The organism is Rathayibacter sp. VKM Ac-2801 (assembly GCF_009834245.1).
Taxonomy (GTDB): Bacteria; Actinomycetota; Actinomycetes; order Actinomycetales; family Microbacteriaceae; genus Rathayibacter.
Genome location: NZ_CP047183.1, coordinates 1973090 through 1996385 on the forward strand (window position 1 = coordinate 1973090; position 23296 = coordinate 1996385).

The window sequence follows — 23296 nt, forward strand, 5'->3', positions numbered from 1 at the left end:
AACGGTGCTGATCTCCGAACCCGACCCTGCCGGGCTCGGCGCGGTCGGCCTTCCGAGGTGGTCGCGTCCCGCAGAGCGAGGGACGACCGCCTCGATCGATCCGCTGGCACGCGGATCGACCGTTCGGCTCATGGGCGAGAGCGGAGGGGGCGCTGCTCGAGAGCGGGAGGGTGCAGGCGGTTCCGACGTCCGGGCGGCTGCGAGGACGGGCGTCTCATGGCGGATCCGCCGGGGGGACGGTGGGCGGGGCCGCGGGAGGACGTGGTGGGGAAACACGGGCGTCACACGGGTGGGGTTCACTGGGGGGAGGCGCCCGACGGGCGCGGGACGGAGGCGCGGCATGGACCTGAATACGATCCAGCGCGTCCGGGTGGTGCGCGAGCGCTCCGAGCTGGCCGACCGCGGACCGCGCTCAGCGGTCATCGGAGGCGGCTCCTGGGTGTTCTCCCTCCCCCACGACCACCTCGACGAGCTCCTCGACCTGCAGGGATTCGAGTGGGAGCCGATCGTGCGCACGGACGACGGGCTCTCGATCGCCGCGACCTGCACGCTCAGCGAGCTCGCCGCGATGCCCGACGCGGGCGACTCCGCCCATCCGCTCTTCTTCCAGTGCTGCACGGCGCTGCTGGGCTCGTTCAAGATCTGGAACGTCGCCACCGTCGGCGGCAACATCGCCAACGCCCTGCCCGCCGGACCGATGATCAGCCTCGCCGCCGCGCTCGGCGCCACCGCCCTCGTCTGGCGGGCCGACGGCTCGGACGTCGCCGTGCCGGTCGCCGAGCTCGTGACGGGCAACATGACGACCTCCCTCGCCCGGGACGACGTCATCCGCTCGATCCAGTTCCCGCTCTCCTCCCTCCGGGCGCGCACCGCGTTCCGCAAGACGGCGCTCTCGCCTCTCGGACGCTCCGGCGCCGTCGTCATCGGCCGCCTCGACACCGACGGAGCGTTCGTGCTCACGATCACGGCGGCGACCGTCCGGCCGGAGCTGCTCCGCTTCGCCGCCACTCCCTCCGCGGCCGAGCTCGGCGCGGCCGTCGACGGCGTCGCGACCTGGTTCACCGACCCGCACGGAGCCGCGGACTGGCGCCACGCCGTCGTCCGCGTCCTCGCCGAGGAGATCCGCACCGAGCTGACCGGAGGCGCCCGATGAGGTTCACCGTCAACGGGGAGCCGGTCGACGCCTCCCCCCGCCCCGGCCAGGTGCTGCGCACCCTCCTCCGCGACCACGAGCACTTCGAGGTGAAGAAGGGGTGCGACGCGGGCGACTGCGGCGCCTGCTCCGTCCTCGTCGACGGGACGCCGTTCCACTCCTGCCTCTACCCCGCCCACCGCGTCGAGGGGCGCGAGGTGACGACCGCAGCCGGCCTCGGCACGCCCGAGGAGCCGAGCGCTGTGCAGGAGGCGTTCGTCGAGGCCGGCGCGTTCCAGTGCGGCTTCTGCACGGCCGGCATGGTGGTCACGGCCACGGCGCTCGACGGAGTCCGCGCCGAGGACGTGCCGCGGCTGATGAAGGGCAACCTCTGCCGGTGCACGGGCTACCGTCCCATCCGCGAGGCCGTGACGGGCGCCTGTGCGTCCGAGCACGGCGCGCATACGGCCGAGCCGTCCGGATCGGGTCGCACGGAGGCCCCGGCTCACGGACGGCACGCGGCCCCGCCGTCGGGTCTCACGCCCGTCCGCCGCACCGGTCGCCCGTCGGCCGAGGAGTCGCGGGTCGGCCGCTCGCTCGGCGCGCCCGCCGGCCGGCGGATCGTCCAGGGCCGCGAGCCCTTCACCCTGGACGTCGCCGTGCCCGGCCTGCTGCACCTGAAGGTCGTCCAGAGCCCGCACGCCCACGCGCGCATCCGCTCCATCGACACGACCGCCGCCCGCGCGATGCCGGGCGTCGTCGCGGTCCTGACCGCCGAGGACGTTCCGGACGTCCTCTACTCCACCGCCCGCCACGAGTCCCGGCTCGACGACCCGGACGACACCCGCATGCTCGACACGGTGGTCCGGTTCCGCGGGCAGCGCGTGGCCGTGGTGGTCGCGGAGTCGGTTGCCGAGGCGGAGGCGGCCTGCCGCGCCGTCGAGGTCGACTACGAGGTGCTGCCCGCCGTCTTCGACCCGGAGGAGGCGCGCTCCCCCGGCGCGCCGCTCCTGCACGCCGACAAGGACCCGATCGCCTCGCGCATCGCCCGGCCGGGGGCGAACGTCGTCGCCGAGTTGCACGGCGAGTACGGTGACGTGGCCGCCGGACTCGCGGACGCCGATGTCGTCGTCGAGGGCCGGTACTCGACCTCCCGAGTCGCGCACACGGCGCTCGAGACCCACGGCACCATCGGCTGGCTCGAGGGCGGAGAGCTGGTGCTGCGGACCTCGACGCAGGTGCCCTTCCTCGTGCGCGACGAGATCGCGCGCCTGTTCGACCGCGACCCGTCGACCGTCCGGGTCTTCACGGCACGGGTGGGCGGCGGTTTCGGCGGCAAGCAGGAGATCCTGACCGAGGACGTCGTCGCCCTCGCCGTGCTCGCCACCGGTCGGCCGGTGCAGTTCGAGTTCACCCGGAGCGACGAGTTCACGATGGCCCCGTGCCGTCACCCGATGCGGGTCGGCGTCACCCTCGGCGCCCGGCGCGACGGACGGCTGACGGCCCTCGCCGTGGACGTGCTCTCGGACACCGGCGCCTACGGCAACCACGGACCCGGCGTGATGTTCCACGGCACCTCGGAGTCGGTCGCCGTCTACAGCGCGCCCAGCAAGCGCGTCGACGCGCAGGCCGTCTACACGAACAACCTCCCCTCGGGGGCGTTCCGCGGCTACGGCCTCGGGCAGGTGATCTTCGGCATCGAGTCGGCGATGGACGATCTGGCCTCGGAGCTCGGGATCGACCCGTTCGAGCTGCGGCGGATCAACGCGGTGCGCCCGGGCGAGCCGCTGGTGGTCACGCACGTCGAGGGCGACGACATCGGCTTCGCCTCCTACGGGCTCGACCAGTGCCTCGACCTCACGGAGGCCGCGCTGGCCGGCGGCGGCGGCTCCCCCGCCCTCGACGGACCGGGATGGCGGACTGGGCAGGGCACCGCGCTGGCGATGATCGCCACCATCCCTCCGCGGGGCCACTTCTCGGAGGCGACCGTCACCGTCGACGGCGAGGGAGTGCTGACCATCGGCGTCGGCACGGCGGAGTTCGGCAACGGGACGACCACCGTGCACACGCAGCTGGTCGCGAGCGCCTTCCGCGCCTCCGCCGACCGGGTGCGGATCCGCCAGTCCGACACGGACGCGGCGCGCTACGACACGGGGGCGTTCGGCAGCGCGGGGACGGTGGTCGCGGGCAAGGCCGTGTACTCGGCCGCGACGCGCCTCCTCGCCGAGCTGCAGGCGCTCGCCAAGCGGCTCACCGGGCACGACGAGACCTTCGAGCCCGACGACGAGGGACTGCTCGCCCCGGACGGCACCCGGGTCGCTTTCGCCGACCTGGTGCGCGCGGCCGGCGGACCGGTCACCGCGACCGGGAGCGAGGACGGCGCTCAGCGCTCGCTCGCGTTCAACGTCCAGGGCTTCCGCGTCGCAGTGCACGAGCCCACGGGCGAGGTGCGGATCCTGCAGTCGGTGCAGGCGGCCGACGCCGGCTTCGTGATCAACCCGGCGCAGTGCCGCGGGCAGGTCGAGGGCGGAGTCGCGCAGGCGATCGGCTCGGCGCTGTACGAGGAGGTGATCCTCGACGGCGAGGGCACCGTGACCACGGCGATCCTCCGGAACTACCACATCCCGCAGATGGCGGACGTGCCCGTGACCGAGGTCCTCTTCGCGGACACCGCCGACGACCTCGGGCCGTTCGGTGCGAAGTCGATGAGTGAGGCGCCCTACAACCCGGTCGCCCCCGCACTCGCCAACGCCGTCCGCGACGCGATCGGCGTCCGGCCGACCGAGCTGCCGCTCTCCCGTGACCGGATCTGGCGGCTCCTGCACCCGGGCGCGGCCCCGGTCGCGACCGTCGAGGCGGAGGCGCCTCCCGGCTGAGCGACGGCGGGTCGAGCGCCGACCGACCGAGTGGCGCCCGGCTGCACGCCGATCGGCTGCCGCCGCTCAGACGCGCGACGCCAGCTCCGCGCTCGCCCGGGCCACCTCGCGGGCGATCGCGTCCTCGTCCGCGTTCACCAGCCGTCCCTCCCGCACCGTCGGGCGCCCCTGCACCAGGAGCAGGCTCAGCGGCGGCTGCGCTCCGAGAGCGAGGGCAGCGACCGGGTCCGCGATGCCCGCGTGCTCGATCCCGTCGATCCGCCAGAGCGCGAGGTCGGCGAGCTTGCCGACCTCGATCGATCCGATCTCGTCCTGCCGGCCGAGCACTCGGGCCCCGCCGATCGTGGCGACCGAGAGGGCCTGCCGGGCGCTCATCCGGTCGGCGCCGGCACGCAAGCGGTTCATCAGCACAGCGGCACGGATCTCGGAGCCGAGCTGCCCGGACTCGTTGGACGCCGCGCCGTCCACGCCGAGGCCGACCGGTGCTCCTGCCGCCAGCAGCTGCGGGATCGGCGCGATGCCCGCCGCGAGCCGGCCGTTCGAGGACGGGCAGTGCGCGACTCCGGTGCCCGTGGCCGCGAACTTCGCGATCGCGTCGGAGTCGAGGTGCACGCAGTGCGCCATCCAGACGTCGTCGCCGAGCCAGCCGAGCGACTCCAGGTGGTCGGTGGGCGAGAGGCCGAACGCCTCGCGCGTGTAGGCGTCCTCCTCCACGGTCTCGGAGCCGTGGGTGTGCAGCCGGACCCCGAGCTGCCGGGCGAGGACCGCCGACTCGCGCAGCAGGTCGGTGGTCACCGAGAACGGCGAGCACGGCGCGATCGCGACCCGCACCATCGCGTCGGCGGAGGCGTCGTGGTAGCGCTGAACCGTCTCTCCGCTGGCCTGCAGCGCGGCCGCCGTGGTCTCGACGGCGAAGTCCGGCGGGAGGCCGCCCCGGGACTCGCCGAGGTCCATCGACCCTCGGGTCGCGTGCAGCCGGAGGCCGAGGGTGCCTGCCGCGTCCACGATGCCGCCGACGATGTCGCCGGAGCCCCGCGGGAAGACGTAGTGGTGGTCGGCGACGGTGCTGCAGCCGGACCGGGCGAGGACACCCATCGCGCCGAGGGCGGCGGAGCGGGTCAGGTCGGCGTCGATGCGGGACCAGGCGGGGTAGAGCGCGACCAGCCAGTCGAAGAGGATCGAGTCCTGCGCCCAGCCGCGGGTGAGCCACTGGTAGAGGTGGTGGTGCGTGTTGACGAGCCCGGGAGTGAGCAGGTGGCCGCGGCCGTCGACCCGTGTGAGCGCGATCGCCTCCTGCGCCGGCAGACCCGTCGGGGACCGTCCGTCGAGGGCCCAGGCCGGCGGGTCGCCGGCCCCGACCGCGACGATGCGGGAGTCGTCGACGACGACGTGGCCGACGGGGTGCTCGGTCGCGTGCGCGTCGACGGTGGCGACGTGGGCTCCGGTGAGGACGTGGCGCTGCATGCCCCGAGCATGGCAGCGCGGTGTTTCGCGGCCGTTTCCCGCCGGTGCGCGCGATCTGCAGGGGGCTGTGCCGTCTGCAGGAAAGGTGCGCGCGATCTGCAGGGGGCTGTGCCGTCTGCAGGAAGGGTGCGTGCGATCTGCAGGGGGCTGTGTCATCCGCAGGACCGGCGCGTGCGATCTGCAGGAGCGGAGTGTGCGATTCGCAGGAGGGAGTGCCGTCTGCAGGTGGCGTGGGTGCGATCTGCAGGGGATTCGCGCCGGAAGGCTTATCCTTCCGCGCGATCCGTGGAGGACGAGCAGCATTCCCTGCGAATCGCACATACTCCTGCAGACGGCACTAAACCCTGCAGATCGCACAAAGGCCTGCAGATCGCACGGGACCTGCACATCGCACAGGCGCCTGCAGATCGCACGGAACGCAGCGCTCAGCGCACCGCGTGGATCGGGCCCGAGCGCCCCACCAGCGGCTCCCCCGACGTCCCCGTACGCGCGGCGAGCACCTCCGCGAGGATCGACACGGCCGTCTCCTCCGGCGTCGACGCGCCGATGTCCAGACCGATCGGCGAGTGCAGGCGGGCGAGCGCCTCCTCCGGCACCCCCGCCTCGCGCAGCAGCCGCAGCCGCCGCTCGTGGGTGCGCCGCGAGCCCATCGCGCCGACGTAGGCGACCGGGAGCGCGAGCGCGGTCTCGAGCAGCGGAATGTCGAACTTCTCGTCGTGGGTGAGCACCGCGATCACGGTGCGGGAGTCGACCGCGGCGCGGGCGAGGTGGTCGGACGGCCACTCGACGACGACCTCGTCGGCGCCGGGGAAGCGCTCGGCGGTCGCGAACACCGGACGCGCGTCGCAGACGGTCACGCGGTAGCCGAGCAGGGAGCCCGCGGAGCAGAGCGCGGCGGAGAAGTCGACGGCGCCGAAGATCAGCAGACGCGGCCGCTCGGCGTTCACGACGTAGGCGATCTCGAGCTCGGCGCCCCGGCAGGAGGTCTCGACCGTGGCCGAGCGGCCGGAGGCCAGGCGCGCCTCGCGCTCGGCGAGGATGCGGCGGGCGGTGTCCTCGTCCAGGTGCGGGCCGACGACGTCCTGGAGGCGCGTCGCTCCGGTGAGCACGAGGCCGACCAGCTCCTCCGGGCCGCCGACGACGATCGCCAGCGCGGCCGAGCGGCCGGCACGGGCGGCGCGCAGCTCGGCGAGGACCGCGGTGGAGCCGGGGTCGACGACTTGGCCGAACACCCGCAGCTGCCCCCCGCAGGACAGGCCCGCGGCGAAAGCGGCCTCGTCGTCGAAGCCGAAGTGCTCGGACGCGCTGCCCGAGGTGCCGAGCACCTCCTGGGCCAGCGCGTACGCCTGCGCCTCGACGCAGCCGCCGGAGATCGAGCCGATCGCGCGCCCGTCGGCGTCGACCGCCATGGAGGAGCCGAGAGCGCGGGGAGCCGAGCCGAAGACGTGCGTGACGGTGACGACGGCGACGCGCCCGCCCTCCTCGACGCGCTCGAGCAGGGCGGCGGCGATGTCGAGCACGACGGCCTCCTCTTCTCGGACGGGAGGCGACGGCGCCGGGGCTGCGGGGAGGCCGGGCGGAGCCGCCGACGGGCGCTCACACGCAGGAAACATGCCGAGTATAGGGTCGATCCATGCCTGACGACGCTCCCTTCCTCGACCTCGTGATCCGCGCCTCCGACGTGCTGACCGAGAACGGCCGGCGTCCGGCCAGCATCGCGATCGCCGAGGGCCTGATCGTCGCGGTCGGCGAGCGGGACGCCCCCTGGCGGACGACGGAGGAGATCGTCGTGCCCGAGGGCCAGGTCCTGATCCCGGGGATCGTCGACACCCACGTGCACGTCAACGAGCCGGGCCGCACGGAGTGGGAGGGCTTCGCCTCCGCCACCCGCGCGGCCGCCGCCGGGGGCGTCACCACGATCATCGACATGCCGCTGAACTCGATCCCGCCGACCACCACGGTGGCGGGGCTCGAGGCCAAGCGCGCGGCCGCCGGGCCGCAGGCGCAGGTGGACGTCGGCTTCTGGGGCGGGGCGATCCCCTCGAACCTCGGCACGCTGCGCGAGCTGCACGACGCGGGCGTCTTCGGCTTCAAGTGCTTCCTCTCGCCGAGCGGCGTGGACGAGTTCCCGCACCTGAGCCGGGAGCAGCTCGTCGAGGCGATGCGCGAGATCGCCCGGTTCGACGGACTGCTGATCGTGCACGCCGAGGACCCGGCCGAGCTGGAGGCGAGCGCGCTGGAGCCCGGCGCCTCCTACGGCGCGTTCGTCGACTCCCGCCCGCCCGCCTCCGAGCGCAGCGCGATCCTGCACGTGATCGAGGCCGTCCGCGAGACCGGCTGCCGGGCGCACATCCTGCACCTCTCCTCCGCCGATGCGCTGCCGCTCCTGCGCGAGGCGAAGGCCGAGGGGCTGCCGATCACCGCCGAGACCTGCCCGCACTACCTCACCTTCGACGCCGGCTCGATCCCCGACGGCGGCACGCAGTTCAAGTGCTGCCCGCCGATCCGCGACGAGCGCAACCGCGAGCTGCTCTGGAAGGGGCTGCTCGACGGGACGATCGACATCATCGCCTCGGACCACTCCCCCGCCACCGCCGAGCTGAAGCTCCCCGCGGGCGGCGACTTCGGCGTCGCCTGGGGCGGGATCTCCGGACTCGAGCTGAGCTTCCGCGCGGTCTGGACCGGGGCCCGCGAGCGGGGCATCCCGCTCGAGCAGGTCGTCGCCTGGATGTCCACGGCGACCGCCGCGTTCGCCGGGCTCGGCCAGAAGGGACTGCTGCACGCGGGCTCCGACGCGGACCTGGTCGCGTTCGATCCGGAGGCGCAGTGGCGCGTGGACGTCGACGCGCTCTCGCACCGGAACCCCGTCTCGGCGTACGAGGGCCGCGTCCTCCGCGGCGCCGTCGCCGCCACCTGGGTCGGCGGGCGCCGCGTCACCGCCGAGACGATCCCGCCCGCCGGACGCCTCCTCACCCGCCCCTGACCTCGTCCCGCCGATCTCCCGCGCCCATGACGACCACATCTCGGGGAGCCCCGTCACTCGCGGCGGCCGCCCCCGTGTCATCAGCACGTTTCGAGCGTGTGAACGGAGGCGGGTCGGGGCCGCGGAGCGGGCGGATCGCACAAGACTCGGAGTCTCGGCGACGGCTGCTCGGGATGCTCCGCCGGTGCGCGGAGCCCCCGGCAGGCGCGAGGCTGGCAGACGGGCTCGCAGGAGCCGCGAGCAGGACGGGCACCACCGCGTGACCTGGCCCGGCCGCACGGAACGGACAGGAGCGGACATGTCGATCATCCTCGGGGACCACCAGTACGGGAAGGCCGAGAACCGCGTCGTGCGGATCTACCGCGAGACCCCGCGGCACGAGATCCACGACGTCAACGTCTCCACCGCCCTCCGGGGCGACTTCGAGGCCGCGCACCGCGAGGGCGACCAATCGGCCGTCCTGCCCACGGACACGCAGAAGCAGACGGCCTACGCCTTCGCCAAGGAGAAGGGTCTGCGCTCGATCGAGCCGTACGGTCTTGAGCTGGCCCGCCACTTCGTCGACGGCTACGAGCCCGTCCACGGCGCCCGCATCGAGATCGAGGAGTTCGCCTGGGAGCGCGTGCTGGTGGACGGGCGCGAGCACGACCACACCTGGGTCCGGAAGGGCCAGGAGACGCGGATCGCGTCGGTCACGGTCGAGGGCTCGGGCGAGGAGCGGCGGATCTGGATCACCGGCGGCTTCAAGGACCTCACGATCCTCAAGTCGACGGGGAGCGAGTTCCACGGCTTCCTCACCGATCCGTACACGGTCCTCCAGCCGACGAACGACCGGGTGATGGCGACCTCGCTGGTCGCGAAGTGGCGCTTCGCCCTCACCGAGGACGAGATCGCGGCGATGGACTGGGAAGCGGTCTACGCGGGCGTCAAGGCGCTGATGACGAGCCGCTTCGCGACCGTGCACTCCCTCGCCCTCCAGCAGACGCTCTTCGAGATGGGGAAGGCGGTCCTGGAGGAGTACCCGCAGATCGTCGAGATCCGCCTCTCCGCACCGAACAAGCACCACTTCGTCTACGACCTCTCGCCCTTCGGCGTCGAGAACGACAACGAGGTCTTCCACGCCGACGACCGCCCGTACGGGCTGATCCAGGCGAGCGTCACCCGAGACGACGCGCCGCCCGCGGGCTCCGCCTGGACCGCCTACACGGGCCTGGTGTGACCGGCGCCGGGGGCGTCCACCGGGGGCACGTCCTGCACGTCTCCGGAGGCGCGACCCTCGAGACCGCCCGCGAGTCGCTGGTGTCGATCCCGGACGGTGCTCTCGCCGTGGACGACGACGGCACGATCGCCTGGATCGGTCCGTACCGCGAGCTGCCGGACCGCTTCGCGCGCCGGCCGGTCTCCGGCGACGCCGCGTCGATCCTGCTGCCCGGCTTCGTCGACGCGCACGTGCACTTCCCCCAGACGTTCTCGACCGACGGGTTCGGCGGCGGCCAGCTGCTCGAGTGGCTCGACCGGACGGTGTTCCCGGCGGAGGCGCGGCTCGCCGACCCGGAGTTCGCCGACGTGGTCGCACGCGCCTTCACGCGTCGGCGGGTGGCCGCGGGCACGACCGCCGCGATGGTCTTCGGCTCCGCGTTCCCGGCCGCGCAGGACGCCCTCTTCCAGCGCACCCGCGAGGCGGGGCTGCGGATCGTGTCCGGGCGCGGCATCCAGACCGTCGGCCCGGCCTCGGCGGCTCCCCTGATCACCTCGGAGGAGGAGGCGCTGACGCTCGCGTCCGAGGAGATCGCCCGCTGGCACGGGAGAGACCCGCTCCTGCAGGTCGCGCTCGTCCCGCGGTTCTCGCTGTCCGTCACTCCCCGGACCCTCGGAGCACTCGGCGACCTCTACGACGACGTCCGCGGACGCGGCGTCTACGTCCACAGCCACCTCAACGAGAACGACCGGCCCGGCGACGGCGAGATCGCCGCCGTGCTCGGCTCGTTCGGCACCCGCAGCTATCTCGACACCTACGACGGGCTCTTCCTGCCGGGCTCCGCGCGCGGCGGCTCCTCGCTCCTCGGGCCGCGCACGATCCTCGCCCACGCCGTGCACTGCCAGGACGCGGAGCTGCACCGGATGGCGGAGACCGGCACCTCGATCGCCCACTGCCCGACCTCCCAGCAGTTCCTCGGCTCCGGCACCATGCCCTGGCGTCGGACCGCCGCCTCGGGGGTCACCGTCGCTCTCGGCACGGACGTGGGCGCGGGAGACGAGTGGCTGCTGGCGCGAGTGGCGAACGACGCCTTCAAGGTGCACCTCTCGGAGCCCGGCGACGCGGCCGTCGCCCTGCATCCGGCCGAGCTCCTGTTCACGTCGACCCTCGCCGGCGCGCGGGCGCTCGACCAGGAGGACCGCTTCGGCAGCCTCGACCCCGGGAAGGACGCGGACTTCCTCCGGATCGAACCCGACCGGTGGGAGCCGCTCGCCGACGTGCTCGCCCACGGCATCCGCGCGGAAGACGAGGAGGAGGCGACCGCCCAGCTTCTCTTCGCCCTGCTGATGACCCTGCGCGAGCCGGCGATCGCCGCGGTGCACGTCCGGGGCAGGCGGGTCTCGGCTCCGGAGTGACGGGGCGGGCCGGGGCGGCACGGTACGGACCGCGCGCCGCCGGCCGTCAGCGCAGGCGCAGCGCCAGGAACAGGTCGGCGCGGTCCGCCGTGTCCGACAGGTCGCGCTGAGTCAGCTCCTCCACCCTCGCGATGCGGTACCGCACCGTGTTCAGGTGCAGGTGCGTCTGCTCCGCCGTGCGCACCCACGAGCCGCCGCAGTCGAGGAACGCCGCGAGCGTGGCGACCAGCTGCGAGCCGTACCGAGCGTCGTGCTCCACCAGCCGCCCGAGCACCAGCTCGACGAACACCGAGCGCAGGTGGTCGGGGACCGCGCTCAGCAGCTGCACGGCGGAGGTGACCTCCCCGGAGTCGCTGACCCGCACGGGCGCGTCGTCGCCCGGAGAGCCCGGCAGCAGCATCCCGTAGCGCGCCGAGCGAAGGGCGCCGCCGAGCGCGGGCAGCGGAGTCGCGGCGCTCGTCCCGACGCGCAGCACGGCGCCCGGCCACGCGGCTCCCGCTCGTCGGAGCGCCGAGGTGACGACGGCGAGCGGATCCGCGCCGGTCGGGATCGCGTCGGTCGCCTCGGTGGGCAGCACGGCCACCGCGCAGCCCTGGGCGTCGCGTCCGACCACGGCTCGGCCGAGGTGCGCGGCGGCGTCGACCAGCACCCGGCGCGCCAGGTCCGGAGGCGCGTCCCCCTCGAACTCGGCGGCGACCACGGCGCACCGCCCGGCGCCGCCGAGTCCGAGCTGCCGCAGGTACACCGCGGCCTCGGGCTGCTCGCTGTCCTCCTCCACGAGCTCGAGCAGGCGGTCGGCGAGAGCGGAGTCGGCCGAGAGCGCCGCCTCCCGCTGCAGCCGGTAGACCCCCACGACTCCGGCGAGCTCGGTCACGGCGTCGAGGACCGCGGCGGGCCAGTCGTTCCAGTCGCCCCCGACGACGACCAGCCAGGAGGTGGCGCGGTGCTCGCCCGCACCGGCGACGGTGAGGACCGACAGCGCGCCGCCGCGGGCGTCCGGGACCACGACCGGGCTGCGCCGGGCCGTGAGCGCCCCGTGGACGACCCGCTCGACCTCGCCCAGCCCGAGGGGCGAGGCGGAGGCCGCGGTCCGGCCGGTCGCGGTCAGCACCGACACCGGGAGTCCGAGCTCGCGGGAGGTGCGCGCGACGAGCTCGTCGAGCTGCTGCCCCCGGTAGACCTCGGTCAGCAGCTCCCGCTGGCGGGCGAGCGCGGCCGTCAGCCGGGCCACGCGGTCGCCGGCGAGAGCGTTCGAGAGGTGCGCCGTGATCGCGCCGAACGACACGTCGGCCGGCACGGCGATCAGCGGGACGTCGTGCGCGCGGCAGGCGACGACGAGGTCGTCCGGCACGAAGCCCAGCAGTCCCTCGCCCGCGAGCAGAGCACTGGCGCCGGAATCCGCGACCGCAGCGACGAAGGCCGCGCTGTCCTGGGCGTCCCGGCGCCAGACGAGACCGGTCAGCACCAGCTGGTCGCGCGAGAGGTAGCGGCGCGGATCGAGGAGATCGGTCGTGAAGATGCCGTCGACCGGCCGCGCGAGCGCTCCGTCGCCGGCGACCAGCACGCGCAGCCGCAGCTGCGGCGCGTCGAGGACGTCCTGCAGCTGCATCAGCTGCCCCGGTAGGTCGAGTAGGCGAAGGGGCTGAGCAGGAGCGGGATGTGGAAGTGCGCCTCCTCGTCGTCGAGCCGGAACGCGACGACGACCTCGGGGTAGAACGACTCGGTGTCCGAGGCGGCGAACCAGGCGCCGGTGTCGAAGACGACCCGGTGGACCCCGGCGGGCAGGCGCTCCGGCCCGAAGGCCGTCACGCGGCCGTCGTCGTCGGTGAGGGCCTCGGCGAGGCGCTCCCAGCCGGGGCCGACGCGGGCGTCGAGTGCCACCGGGACGCCGCGCGCGGGGCGGCCGTGGACGGCGTCCAGCACGTGGGTGGTGACGCGGCTGGCGTGCCCGCTCATCGTCCCGCCTCCGCCCGGACGAGGCGCCCGTCCTCGAGCCCGCGGACCCGCAGCACCGTGATCTCCCGCAGCTGCTCCGCGACGACGCGCGCCTCCGTCTCGTCGTCGAGCCCGAGCCTCCGCTCCAGCTCCGCGACGACCTCGGCCCGGTCGCGGCCGGCCGCGCGGAGGAGGAACACGCGTCCGAACCGCTCCTCGTAGGCGCGGTTGCCGGCCAGCAGCCGCCGGGTCAGCTCCTCGTCGCCGGTGCTGCTCGCAGCCTGCTCCGCGGCCGAGAACGCGGAGGAGCGCCCCGCGCCCGCGTGCCGCTCCCCGATCCGCGGGTGGTCGGCCAGCGCCGCCTCCACCTCCTCCTCGGTGAGCGTGCGCGCCGCCCGCCCGGCGGCGTCGGCCAGCGCGTCGGCCGACGGATAGGGCGCACCGGAGGCGACCTCGTCGGCCCAGCGCGGGACGGCGAGGCAGGCGAGCAGCACGTCGCGGGCGGTCTCGGATCGGGTGTCGGTCATGCGGTCTCCTTCGTCCGGCGGAGCGGGGGCTCGGCCTGCGGCACGATGGTCGGATGGAACTGGTCGGGAGTCGGGACCTCGTCGGCCTGGTGCTCGCGGCGGGCGCGGGACGCCGGGCGGGCGGCCCGAAGGCGCTGCGACGCGACGCGGCGGGAGTGCCCTGGGTGGAGCGGGCCGCCGAGAGGCTCCGCGCGGTCGGCTGCGGGCGGGTGCTCGTGGTCCTGGGCGCCGAGGCCGGACGGGCGCGGCTCCTGGTGCCGCCGTCCGCGGACGTGGTCGTCGCGGCCGAGTGGGAGACCGGCCTCTCGGCGTCGCTCCTCGCGGGTCTCGCCGCGGCCGAGGGCGTCGCCGCTCTGATCGCCCTGGTCGACCTGCCCGAGGAGCCGCCGAGCGTGGGGGCGCGACTGCTCGCGGAGGCGCCGGTCGCGCCGGACGTGCTCGCCCGCGCGCTCTTCCGCGGTCGGCCCGGTCATCCGGTGCTGCTGGGGCGTGACCACTGGCCGGAGCTCCTCACCGGCGCGCACGGCGACGCCGGCGCGCGCGACCTGCTCCGCGCGAGGGGCGCGCGCGGGGTCGAGTGCGGCGACCTGTGGACGGGAGCCGACCGCGACGGGCCGGACTGAGCCGGTCACGTCAGGCCCGCGTCGTCGAGGGCGGCGGCCAGCGCCCGCCACGCCAGCGTGGCGCAGACGGATCGGACCGGGTTGCCCGCCACCGCGAGCAGCGCCTGCTCCTCGCCGGCGAGAGCACCCTCCCGGAGCGCCATCGCCGCGAGGAAGGCGTCGATCCGCTCCCGCACCGCCGACGCCGGCAGCCCGTCGAGGCCGTCCACGAGCAGCGAGGCGGAGCCCCGCGAGACCTCGCACCCCCGCCCGCTCCAGGCGAGGCGCACCTGCTCCGCGCCGCCGTCGACGCGCAGCTCGATCCGATCGCCGCAGGTGGGGGTGATCAGCTCGGCGCGGCCGAGGGACGGAGCCGGGTCGGCCTGCCCGACGGGATCCTTGGCGTGCGCGCGGATCAGCTCCGCCGCCTCGCTCACGGCCGGTCCTCCAGCTCGGCGAGCTCCGCGTAGGCGGTGCTGATCCCCGCGATCCGCTCGCGCGACTCCCTCGGGGACGCGCCGAGCACTCCGGAGGCCACGAGCGCGACCGCGCTCATCGCCGCCGCGTAGCTGTCGAGCGCCGTGCCGCTGTCGACCGGGCACTCCAGCCAGACCGCAGCATGCTCCGCGTAGCGCCGGGCGGGCGGATCCGCGAGGAGCACCACGGGCACCTCTCGCGCGGCGAGCGTCCCGATCAGGGCGGCGAAGGAGGCGGGGCGGCGGCGGAAGCCGACCAGCACGACGGCGTCGTCGGCTCCGAGCCCCTCGAGCTCCTCGCCGAGCGACTGGCCCGGCTGCGGGGCGATCCGGACGCGCCCGCGCGCCTGCGCGAGCTGCTGGCGCAAGTGCAGCGCCACCGGGTAGCTGTTGCGCAGTCCGATCACGACGACCTCGCGCGCTCCCGCGATCAGCCGCACCGCCTCCTCCAGCCGCCCGCCGCCGAACGCGGCGGCCAGCCGGGCCAGGTTCGCCCGCTCGCCCTCGAGGTGCGCGGCGAGCGGATCCCCCTGCCCCCGCGCAGGACCGACCGGCACCCCGGAGGACCGCAGCGCCCGGGCGTGCTCGCGCACCTCCTGCGAGTTCGAGAACCCCAGGCGGCGGAACAGCCGCGAGACCGTGGCCTTGGACACTCCGCTGTGCTGGGCGAGCTCGGTCGCCGTGTAGACCGCCAGATCGCCGAGGTGGTCGAGGATGAAGTCGGCCGCCCGCTGCTCCTGCCGCGACAGCGCGGCGTAGCCGGCATCGATGCGGTGGCCGATGCTCGTCGAGGGGGCGGGGGCGGCGGTCACGCGGTCGGCGTCCCGTCGGCGAGCGCCAGGACGGCCGCCTCGAAGGCGTCGAGCGCGGTCGCGACGTCGGCCTCGGTCACGTTCTCGTCCGGGTGGTGGCTGACACCGCCCTCGCAGCGGAGGAAGAGCATCGCGTACTCGGCGAGGTCGGCGACCGCCATCGCGTCGTGGCCGGCCTTGGAGAACAGCACCATCGGCTCCGCGTCCCCGGTCGCGCGGATGCCCGCCCGCACGACGTCCTGGAGCCGCGAGGAGGCGACGACGGCGGGGGCCGAGTGGGTCTCCTCCACCGTCAGGGCGAGACGGCGGCGCGACGCCGACTCCGACATCGCGTGCTCGATGGCGTCCCACGCCGCGTCGCGCTGGGCATCGGTCTCGGCGCGGAGGTCGAGACTGAACTCGACCCGGCCCGGGATGACGTTGACCGCGCCCGGGAAGGTCTCGAGCCGGCCGACGGTGGCGATCACGCCCTGCTCCCGCGCTATCCGCTCCACAGCGAGCACGGCCTCGGCCGCTCCGGTGAGCGCGTCGCGGCGGCGGTCGAGCGGGACTCCGCCCGCGTGCCCGGCCTTGCCGGTGAGGGTGAGCGCGAAGCGACGGGCACCCGCGATGGAGGAGACCACCGCGAGGGCGCGGTCGGCCTCCTCGAGGTAGGGGCCCTGCTCGATGTGCGCCTCGAGGTAGGCGAGCACGTCCTGCGCGTCGCGCGCGGCGGTGCGGATGCGCGAGGGGTCCAGCCCGAACCCGTAGAACGCCTCGACGAGCGTGGTCCCGTCGGCGTCCTCGAGCTCCCACCAGTGCTCGTCCCAGGTGCCGGCGAGGGCGCGGGAGCCGAGGAGCGCCGTGCCGAAGCGGGTGCCCTCCTCGTCGCCGAACGCGACGACCTCGACGGCGAACGGCAGGCGCCGGCCCGCCCCGTGCAGCCGCGAGACCACGGCGATCGCCAGCATCACGCCGAGGATCCCGTCGTAGCGGCCCGCGTCCGGGACGGTGTCGAGGTGCGAGCCGAGCAGGAGCGCCGGGAGTCCCGGAGTCGCGCCCTCGTAGCGGCCGCACTGGTTGCCGGCCGCGTCCTGCCAGGTGCGCATGCCGGCCTCGGTCATCCAGCGCGCGGCCATCGCGTTCACCCGGGCGTGCTCGGGCGAGAGGTAGACCCGCTCGATGCCGTCGCGGCTCGAGGAGACCGCGGCGAGCTCGTCGCAGCGGGCCATGATCGCGGCGGCGTCGAGGGCGGTCGCGCGGGCCTCGGCCGTGGAGGCCGGGTCCGTGGCGGCGGGATCCGTGGTGGTGCCGGTCACGCCCGCGCCGCCCCGTACACCTCGTAGGCTCCCGCGACTCCGCCGCCCACCGGCACGGAGGCGCCCGCGCGGCGCAGCACCGCCTCCAGCGCCGCCAGGGTGGTCAGCACAGCGTCCGTCCGGGCGTTGTAGCCCATCGTGCCGATGCGCCAGACCTTCCCGTGCAGCGGGCCGAAGGACGTGCCGATCTCGATGCCGAAGTCGGCGAGCATCTCCCCGCGCACCGCGTCCCCGTTCACACCCTGCGGGATGTGCACCGCGACGACGTTCGTCATCTTGTGCCCGACGTCGCCGAACACCTCGAGGCCGAGGCCGCGGACTCCGGCGAGCATCGCCGAGCCGTGCAGCGCGTGGCGGGCGACCGTCTCGTCCAGGCCCTCCTCGACGACGATGCGGGCGCACTCGCGCGCGCCGTAGAGCATCGTGGTCGCCTCGGTGTGGTGGTTGAGGCGGCGCGGCCCCCAGTAGTCGAAGACCATGCCGAGATCGAAGTAGTTGGAGCGGACGCGGTGGGCGCTGACGGCGTCGCCCTCGTCGCGGATACCCGCCTCGATGCTCTTGCGCGACTCGATCACCGCGACGGCCTTCTCGGAGAAGGTGACCGGCGCCGATCCGGACGGGCCGCCCAGGCACTTCTGGAGCCCCGCGGTGACCGCGTCGAGCCCGAGCTCGTCGGTCGCGAAGGCGTTGCCCGCGAGGGAGGCGGTGACGTCGGTGTAGAAGAGGGCGCCGTGCTTCTCGCAGAGCGCGCCGAGCTCCTCCAGCGGCTGCGCCATGGTGGTCGACGTGTCGCCGTGCACCACGGCCAGCATCTTCGGCTTCACCCGGGCCAGGGCCTCGGCGATCGCCGACACGGGGAAGACCTGCCCCCACTCGGCCTCGATCACGTGCACCTCCGCGCCGCACCGCTCCGCGATCTCGCGGAGGAGATGACCGAACCGTCCGAAGATCGGCACGAGCACGCGGTCGCCCGGCTCCAGCATCGAGACCAGCGCCGCCTCGATGCCCGCGCGGCTCGTGCCGTCGACGAGCATCGTCTTCTCATTGCGGGTGCGGAACACCTGCCGGTACAGCTCCTGCGTCTCCGTCATCGTCGCCGTCATGAACGGGTCGTACTGCCCGACCAGCTGCGCCGACATCGCGCGCAGGACGCGCGGATCCGCATTGATCGGCCCCGGGCCCATCAGCAGGCGCGGCGGCGGATCGACGGGCAGGAACGGTGCGGGCGCGGTCATGGGCCACCTCTTCACGAGCGGGAGAGAAACAGTCGTTTCACCCGGGAAGCCTATGCGACAGACGTTTCGCCGGTGTTTCGAGGCGTTCATCGGGTCGAGATCCTCGACAGACCTTCCTCCACAGGGGTGTTCCGGGAGCGGGTTCTCCCGACCGGACGCACCCGCGGCCCGTGTGTCGGTGGTCGCTGGTTCAATACAGGTATGGCGGATCGGATGCAGCAGGGACTCGAGGAGGTCCGCGCCCTCGGCGACCGCGCGGCGCTGCTCGCCCGCTCCGCGGCTCCGCTCCACCTCGCCTCCGCCGAGGCGCTGCACGAGGCGTACACGGCTGCCGTGCGTCGCCCGGAGGCGTTCGCCCGCGGCGGGTCGCCCGCCGAGTCGCGCGACCTCGTGGAGCGCTCCGTTCGGGCCGAGCTCGCCGTGGCGCTGGCCGTGTCCGAGCGCGTGGCCGCCCGCGAGCTCGACCACGCCCGCCTGCTGGTCGAGCACCTGCCGTGCACGCGCGCCGCGCTGGCCGATGCCCGGCTGCGCTGGGAGGCGGGGCAGATCATCTGCGGAGTCGCGGCCACCCTGCCGCCGGCCTCCCTGCCGGAGTTCGACGAGCGTGCCGCTGGACTGGCCGCCTCGATGACGCCCACCCAGCTGCGCCGACGCCTCGCCCGATTGCGGGACGAGCTGCACGACAGTCCTCTCGCCGACCGGCACACCCGCGCTCGGGAGGACCGGGCCGTCTGGGTCTCGCCCGAGCAGGACGGCATGGCCACGCTCTGCGCGACCCTCCCCGCTCCGGCCGCGCTCGGTGCGCTCGCGCGGCTCGACCGGATCGCCCGCACCCTTCGCGACTCGAACGGCGACGGGAGCGATCCGGTGGAGGAGCGCACGCTCGCGCAGCTGCGGGCCGACGCCCTGGTCGACCTCCTCTGCGACGGCGACGTGTCCGGCACGGCGCCGGGCGACGATCGGCCGCGCACCTCCGCCCCCGGCATCCGCGCCGAGGTGCGCCTGATCCTCGCCGCGAGCACCGCGACCGGACGCGACGAGACTCCCGCGGAGCTCGACGGCTACGGCCTCGTCCCGGCCGGCGTCGCGCGCGAGCTCCTCGGAGCCGATTCGAGCGTCACTCCGGTGCTCACCCAGCCGAGCACGGGCGCCGTCGTCTCCGTCGGACGCACGCACCGCCTCCCTCCCCCGCGGATGCGCCTCGCCCTCCAGCTGCGCGACCGGACCTGCCGCTTCCCCGGCTGCACCCGGTCCGCGGCGATCGCCGAGGCCGACCACACGCTGGAGTGGCGTCACGGCGGCGCCACCGCCCTCCACAACCTGGCGTCGCTCTGCGTCGCCCACCACCACGTCCGCCACGGCGACCGCTGGACCTACACGCTCCACCCCGACGGATCAGCCGACTGGACCACCCCCACGGGCCGCCGCGTGGTCACCCGTCCGCCCGATCCGCCCGTACCGCCCCCACCGCCGACGCGCAGACCGAGCTTCAGCGATGCGCCGCCTCCGTTCTGACGGCGGAAGGAGCCGCGCCCGTGCGGGCGTGCGCACGCGGGCGTGTGCCCGGCCCCGCGCCTGCCGTGCAGGGCTGATCCGGCGGCCGGCATCGCCCGATGGCCAGCCCGTGGAAGCCGGTCGTTCGAAGCGCCCGCCGACGAACCGGCCTGCGGAACCTGCACTCGCTGCACCCGGGATCGTTCCACCCTCCGGGCTCGGCGCTCCTGCCCACAGCCGGATCCGCACCCGGGGACGGCGATCACCGCAGCGATACGGGCACGACGGCGCAGCTCCCGCCCCGGATCCACGAGGGAGGGAGAGTGCAGCGCAGCTCCGGTTCCGGATTCGCGACGAGGGAGGAGGGAGGGAGAGAGGCACGCAGGCACAGAGGCAAGGAGCGCGCGGCTCGGCCGACCTCACATCGCGTCTGCCAGCTCCAGCAGCGCGAGATCCGACCCCCGCGGTCCCACCAGGCAGAGACCCGCCGGAGCGCCGTCGACCCTCAGCCGCGGCACCGACAGCGCCGGGTACCCGCCGATCCCGGCGACGCAGGTCAGGCCGAGCGTCGCCGTCCGCGCCGCGTCGATCGCGTCGGCCGACGCGTCCAGGGCCGGCGCCACCGACGACGTCGACGGCAGGAGCAGCACCCGCCCGTCGAGCGCGCGGTCGAGCGCCTCCCGGAAGCCCGCGACACGCGCCCGCGCGCCCGCCTCCGTCTCCTCGTCGACGAGCGAGGCCGCGTCGAAGCGCGCCTGCACGTCCGCCGCCAGCACCCCCGGGTGCGCAGCGACCCACGAGCCGCTCGACCGCCACGCCTCCGCCGCCTGCACGAGCCGGAACGCCTCGAGCATCTCCGCGACGGGCGGCAGCTCCACCTCGTCGGCGCTCAGACCCACGACGGCCGCTCGGAACGCCGCCCCGACGGCCGCGTCCACCCCGCCCAGCAGTGCCGGTGCCACCGCGAGATTCCGAACCGGCGTGCCGGCCGTCAGGCAGACCTCGGCCACCCGCCTCAGCGTGCCGAGATCCCGCGTCAGCCACCCCACGGTGTCGAAGCTCGGAGCCAGCGGCAGCAGCCCCTCGACGGGCACCGCACCGTGGGTCGTCCTCAGACCCCACAGCCCCTGGTACGAGGCGGGGACCCTGATCGAGCCCGCCGTGTCGGTCGCCAGCCCGACGGCAGCCTGCCCGAGCGACACGGCGGTCGCCGGTCCGCTCGACGATCCGCCCGGGATCGCCCCGGGCACGGCCGGATTCGGCGGCGTCCCGTAGCCGGAGTTCCGGCCGGCGATGCTGTACGCGAACTCGTCGGTCTGAGCGATCCCGCGCACCGACGCTCCCGCTGCGAGCAGCTGCGCGACGGCCGGAGCGGTCGCCGCCTCGATCGGCGCGGAGGCGAGGCGGGCCGGCACTCCCGCGCCGATCCGCTGGCCCTCGATCGCGAAGAGGTCCTTCACCGCGACGTCCAGTCCGTCGAGGGTCCCCGAACCGGCGGCCGGCACGAGCGGCGCGCCGACGGCCCGCCAGACGCGGGGGTCGAGCGCCGGCGCGGGCGCCTGCACCTGCGCGGCGCGCACCCGCCAGGTCCCGCCCTCCCGCGACCACAGCTGCGTGACGAGCCCGCGCCCACCACGGACCGGAGCGTTCACGCTCACCACGAGCGCCGTGTCCGCGTCGATCGCCCGCACGTGCAGCTCGACCAGCTCCCGCACCGGCGCACCGCCCCGACGGCCCCGGAAGCCGGTGATCGCCGTGTGCCCGACGAGCAGCCCGGAAGGGTCGCCCCGGAGCGTCGTCGGCGCGTCGACGAACGCGTCGGCGAGCGCCGCGACGTCGTCCGCGCCGAGCGCCGCCTCGTACGCCAGGACCGCGTCCACCAGCATGTCCGGCAGATCGCCCTCGAGGGTCGTCACCCGCGGGTCAGTCATCGAAGTCGGCCGTCCGGACGCGGGCGTGCACGCCCTTCACCAGGTCGACCACCTGCGAGATGTCGAAGTCGGTCGCCGCGCTGAGGTAGGCGTAGGCGTGAGCCGGGTCCATCCCGTAGCGGGCGGCCAGCAGCGCGATGGCGGCGCGGACGCACTTCTGCACGGCGACGTCCAGGTCCTCGTCCATCCCGGTGGGCACGAGGAACTCGCCGGTCTCCCCCATCGGTCCGAGCATCTCCCCGAACGCCGCGAGCGCTTCGGCGCGCGGGACGACCTCCAGGCGCACCCGGACGCGCAGGCTCGCCTCCATCGCCGTCAGCGCCACCTCGCCGTCGCCCTGCGCGAAGTGGGGATCGCCGACGTACGCGAGGGCGCCCGGGACCTGCACGGGCAGGTAGAGGCTGGTGCCGGCCGTCAGCAGCGCGATGTCGATGTTGCCCCCGTGCGCACCGGGCGGCACCGAGTGCGGGCGCTCCTCCCCCGCGACAGCGACGCCCATGATGCCGAGGAACGGCCGGAGCGGGAACCGGGCGGCCCGCTCCCCTCCCGGCACCAGCGGGATCACGCCCCGGAGCCCGCCCTGCGCGTCCTCGTCGACGCGCGCGAAGACGCTGAACGGCCCCTCCTGCAGCGGGTACTCGCCCGGCAGCGCCCCGCGGCCGTGCCGGTTCGAGACGACTCCGTACGGCACGCGCGGCTCGGCCTCGAGCAGGGTCATCCGGAGCAGGTCCCCCGGCAGCGCTCCCCGGACCGCGATCGGTCCCGTGATCACGTGCGGTCCGTCCGTCTCGCCGTCGCGGAACGGCCCGTCGGCGGCGAGTGCCACCGCGTCGCGCAGCACCCCCTCCGGAGCGACTCCGTGGCGGCCGAAGAAGGCGACCGGATCGCGGCCCTGGTCCTCCAGCACGCCCTCGTGGCTGAGCGTGTCGATGACGACCTCGGCCCCCGAGTCGACGGTGAGCACGGGCGCGTCCGCCGCGCAGGGCAGACGCCCCCACAGCACCGACCCCGGCTCGGCCGGCAGGTAGTCCACCCCCGGCGGCACTCCCTCACCGGGCTGCACCGCCCACTCCGTCCACCGCATGCGCGACCGCCTCCCGCGCGGCCCGTCCGCGCCGTCCGACCCTAACCGCGCCGTGTTTCGAGCAGGTGCACGCGTGTGCCACGATTCTCCAGACCCGCCCCCGACGACAGGACTCCTGTGCTCCGACGCCTGCGCACCCGCTCCGAGGGCGCGACCCTCGGCCTGATGCTCGCCCTCACCTTCTCGACCGGCATCATCGACGCCGTCGGGTACCTCGGGCTCGACCGCGTCTTCGCCGGCAACATGACCGGCAACGTCGTCATCCTCGGCATGGCCCTCTCCGGCGCGGCCGACCTGCCCGTGATCGGACCCCTGATCGCGCTGGGAGCCTTCATGATCGGCGCCGTGATCGGCGGCCGGGTACTGCGGCCGGTGAAGAAGGGCTGGACGTCGCGCTCGACCTGGCTCTTCGCGGTGGTCGGCATCCTGCTCGGCGCCCTGGCGATCGTGCTCGCGGTCGTGCCCGAGCACCCCGAGCCGCTCGCCTTCACCGTCACCGGCGTGCTGGGCGGTGCGATGGGCCTCCAGGCCGCGACCGCCCGCCACCTCGCCGTGAAGGACGTCACGACGGTCGTCGTCACCTCGACGATCACCGGCCTCGCCGCGGACTCGCGCCTCGCGGGAGGCTCCGGTCAGCCGTGGTTCCGCCGCGCCGCCGCAATCGCCCTGATCGCCGCGGGTGCCGGTGTCGGCGCGCTCGCCCTGCTGGTCGGGCTCTGGCTCGGCCTCGCGATCGCCGCGGTCATCACTCTCGTCGCGACGCTCCTCGGCGAGCTCGTCGTCCACTCCCGGTACGCTCCGGCGCCCGCCGACGCCGCCGCCTGACGCGACACC

At 74.7% G+C, this 23296-nt stretch carries 19 protein-coding genes; 8 read left to right on the top strand and 11 right to left on the bottom strand.

The features are described 5' to 3' along the window. Nucleotides 1–340: 340 nt before the first annotated feature. Both GSU45_RS09085 and GSU45_RS09090 read left to right on the top strand, forming a co-directional pair. Nucleotides 341–1153, top strand: coding sequence for an FAD binding domain-containing protein (locus GSU45_RS09085; RefSeq protein WP_159914382.1), 813 nt, complete (start codon nt 341–343; stop codon nt 1151–1153). Further along, nucleotides 1150–4008, top strand: coding sequence for a molybdopterin cofactor-binding domain-containing protein (locus tag GSU45_RS09090; RefSeq protein ID WP_159914384.1), 2859 nt, complete (start codon nt 1150–1152; stop codon nt 4006–4008). Before GSU45_RS09085 ends, GSU45_RS09090 begins: the two co-directional genes overlap by 4 nt. Nucleotides 4009–4074: 66 nt before the next feature. On the opposite strand, the gene GSU45_RS09095 is transcribed toward GSU45_RS09090, so the two are convergent. Both GSU45_RS09095 and GSU45_RS09100 read right to left on the bottom strand, forming a co-directional pair. Further along, nucleotides 4075–5472, bottom strand: a complete 1398-nt coding sequence (locus tag GSU45_RS09095) for an 8-oxoguanine deaminase (RefSeq protein WP_159914386.1) — start codon at nt 5470–5472, stop codon at nt 4075–4077. 425 nt (nt 5473–5897) lie between these two features. Beyond that, the gene (locus GSU45_RS09100; protein WP_159914388.1) at nt 5898–6992 is read right to left on the bottom strand and encodes an XdhC/CoxI family protein; all 1095 of its coding nucleotides are present in this window, start codon (nt 6990–6992) and stop codon (nt 5898–5900) included. 113 nt (nt 6993–7105) lie between these two features. Between GSU45_RS09100 and allB the strand changes: the two genes are divergently transcribed. The 3 genes from allB to GSU45_RS09115 all read left to right on the top strand — a co-directional run bounded on the left by allB (nt 7106) and on the right by GSU45_RS09115 (nt 11068). Beyond that, a complete protein-coding gene (gene allB / locus GSU45_RS09105) occupies nt 7106–8455 on the top strand; it encodes an allantoinase AllB (RefSeq protein ID WP_159914390.1) in 1350 nt (449 codons plus the stop codon). Between the two features lie 298 nt (nt 8456–8753). Next, complete coding sequence (pucL, locus tag GSU45_RS09110) at nt 8754–9674, top strand: factor-independent urate hydroxylase (RefSeq protein WP_159914392.1); 921 nt, start codon at nt 8754–8756, stop codon at nt 9672–9674. Further along, entirely contained in the window at nt 9671–11068 is a 1398-nt protein-coding gene (locus tag GSU45_RS09115) for an amidohydrolase family protein (protein WP_159914394.1), read from the top strand. The genes pucL and GSU45_RS09115 overlap by 4 nt, the downstream gene beginning before the upstream one ends. A 46-nt stretch (nt 11069–11114) precedes the next feature. Here the strand turns inward: GSU45_RS09115 and GSU45_RS09120 are convergent, their stop codons facing one another. The 3 genes from GSU45_RS09120 to uraD are packed head-to-tail and all read right to left on the bottom strand — an operon-like array spanning nt 11115 to nt 13530. Continuing rightward, nucleotides 11115–12677: a PucR family transcriptional regulator gene (locus GSU45_RS09120; protein ID WP_159914396.1), complete on the bottom strand. Its 1563-nt coding sequence runs from the start codon at nt 12675–12677 to the stop codon at nt 11115–11117. Continuing rightward, a complete protein-coding gene (gene uraH, locus GSU45_RS09125; protein ID WP_159914398.1) occupies nt 12677–13024 on the bottom strand; it encodes a hydroxyisourate hydrolase in 348 nt (115 codons plus the stop codon). Before uraH ends, GSU45_RS09120 begins: the two co-directional genes overlap by 1 nt. Beyond that, complete coding sequence (gene uraD / locus GSU45_RS09130) at nt 13021–13530, bottom strand: 2-oxo-4-hydroxy-4-carboxy-5-ureidoimidazoline decarboxylase (protein ID WP_159914400.1); 510 nt, start codon at nt 13528–13530, stop codon at nt 13021–13023. Before uraD ends, uraH begins: the two co-directional genes overlap by 4 nt. A gap of 53 nt (nt 13531–13583) precedes the next feature. Here uraD and GSU45_RS09135 point away from each other — a divergent pair, with 53 nt between their 5' ends. Beyond that, nucleotides 13584–14153 (top strand): NTP transferase domain-containing protein, encoded by a 570-nt coding sequence (locus GSU45_RS09135; protein WP_159914402.1) that lies wholly within the window; start codon nt 13584–13586, stop codon nt 14151–14153. 5 nt (nt 14154–14158) lie between these two features. Here GSU45_RS09135 and GSU45_RS09140 read toward each other — a convergent pair whose 3' ends face one another. Genes GSU45_RS09140 through GSU45_RS09155 form a run of 4 tightly spaced genes read right to left on the bottom strand, consistent with a single transcriptional unit; the run spans nt 14159 to nt 17953 of the window. Then, nucleotides 14159–14569, bottom strand: coding sequence for an iron-sulfur cluster assembly scaffold protein (locus GSU45_RS09140; protein ID WP_159914404.1), 411 nt, complete (start codon nt 14567–14569; stop codon nt 14159–14161). Further along, nucleotides 14566–15420 carry a MurR/RpiR family transcriptional regulator gene (locus GSU45_RS09145; RefSeq protein ID WP_208543420.1) on the bottom strand — a complete coding sequence of 285 codons (855 nt, stop codon included), beginning with the start codon at nt 15418–15420 and terminating at the stop codon, nt 14566–14568. The genes GSU45_RS09140 and GSU45_RS09145 overlap by 4 nt, the downstream gene beginning before the upstream one ends. After that, the gene (locus GSU45_RS09150) at nt 15417–16718 is read right to left on the bottom strand and encodes an allantoate amidohydrolase (RefSeq protein WP_244248073.1); all 1302 of its coding nucleotides are present in this window, start codon (nt 16716–16718) and stop codon (nt 15417–15419) included. Before GSU45_RS09150 ends, GSU45_RS09145 begins: the two co-directional genes overlap by 4 nt. Beyond that, the gene (locus tag GSU45_RS09155) at nt 16715–17953 is read right to left on the bottom strand and encodes an alanine--glyoxylate aminotransferase family protein (RefSeq protein WP_244248074.1); all 1239 of its coding nucleotides are present in this window, start codon (nt 17951–17953) and stop codon (nt 16715–16717) included. The genes GSU45_RS09150 and GSU45_RS09155 overlap by 4 nt, the downstream gene beginning before the upstream one ends. Nucleotides 17954–18154: 201 nt before the next feature. Between GSU45_RS09155 and GSU45_RS09160 the strand changes: the two genes are divergently transcribed. Next, nucleotides 18155–19468, top strand: a complete 1314-nt coding sequence (locus tag GSU45_RS09160; RefSeq protein ID WP_159914406.1) for an HNH endonuclease signature motif containing protein — start codon at nt 18155–18157, stop codon at nt 19466–19468. 398 nt (nt 19469–19866) lie between these two features. On the opposite strand, the gene GSU45_RS09165 is transcribed toward GSU45_RS09160, so the two are convergent. Beyond that, nucleotides 19867–21378, bottom strand: coding sequence for an AtzH-like domain-containing protein (locus tag GSU45_RS09165; protein WP_159914408.1), 1512 nt, complete (start codon nt 21376–21378; stop codon nt 19867–19869). Then, nucleotides 21371–22462, bottom strand: a complete 1092-nt coding sequence (locus GSU45_RS09170; RefSeq protein ID WP_159914410.1) for an acetamidase/formamidase family protein — start codon at nt 22460–22462, stop codon at nt 21371–21373. Before GSU45_RS09170 ends, GSU45_RS09165 begins: the two co-directional genes overlap by 8 nt. A gap of 117 nt (nt 22463–22579) precedes the next feature. Between GSU45_RS09170 and GSU45_RS09175 the strand changes: the two genes are divergently transcribed. Continuing rightward, a complete protein-coding gene (locus tag GSU45_RS09175) occupies nt 22580–23287 on the top strand; it encodes a YoaK family protein (protein ID WP_348272058.1) in 708 nt (235 codons plus the stop codon). Nucleotides 23288–23296 lie beyond the last annotated feature (9 nt).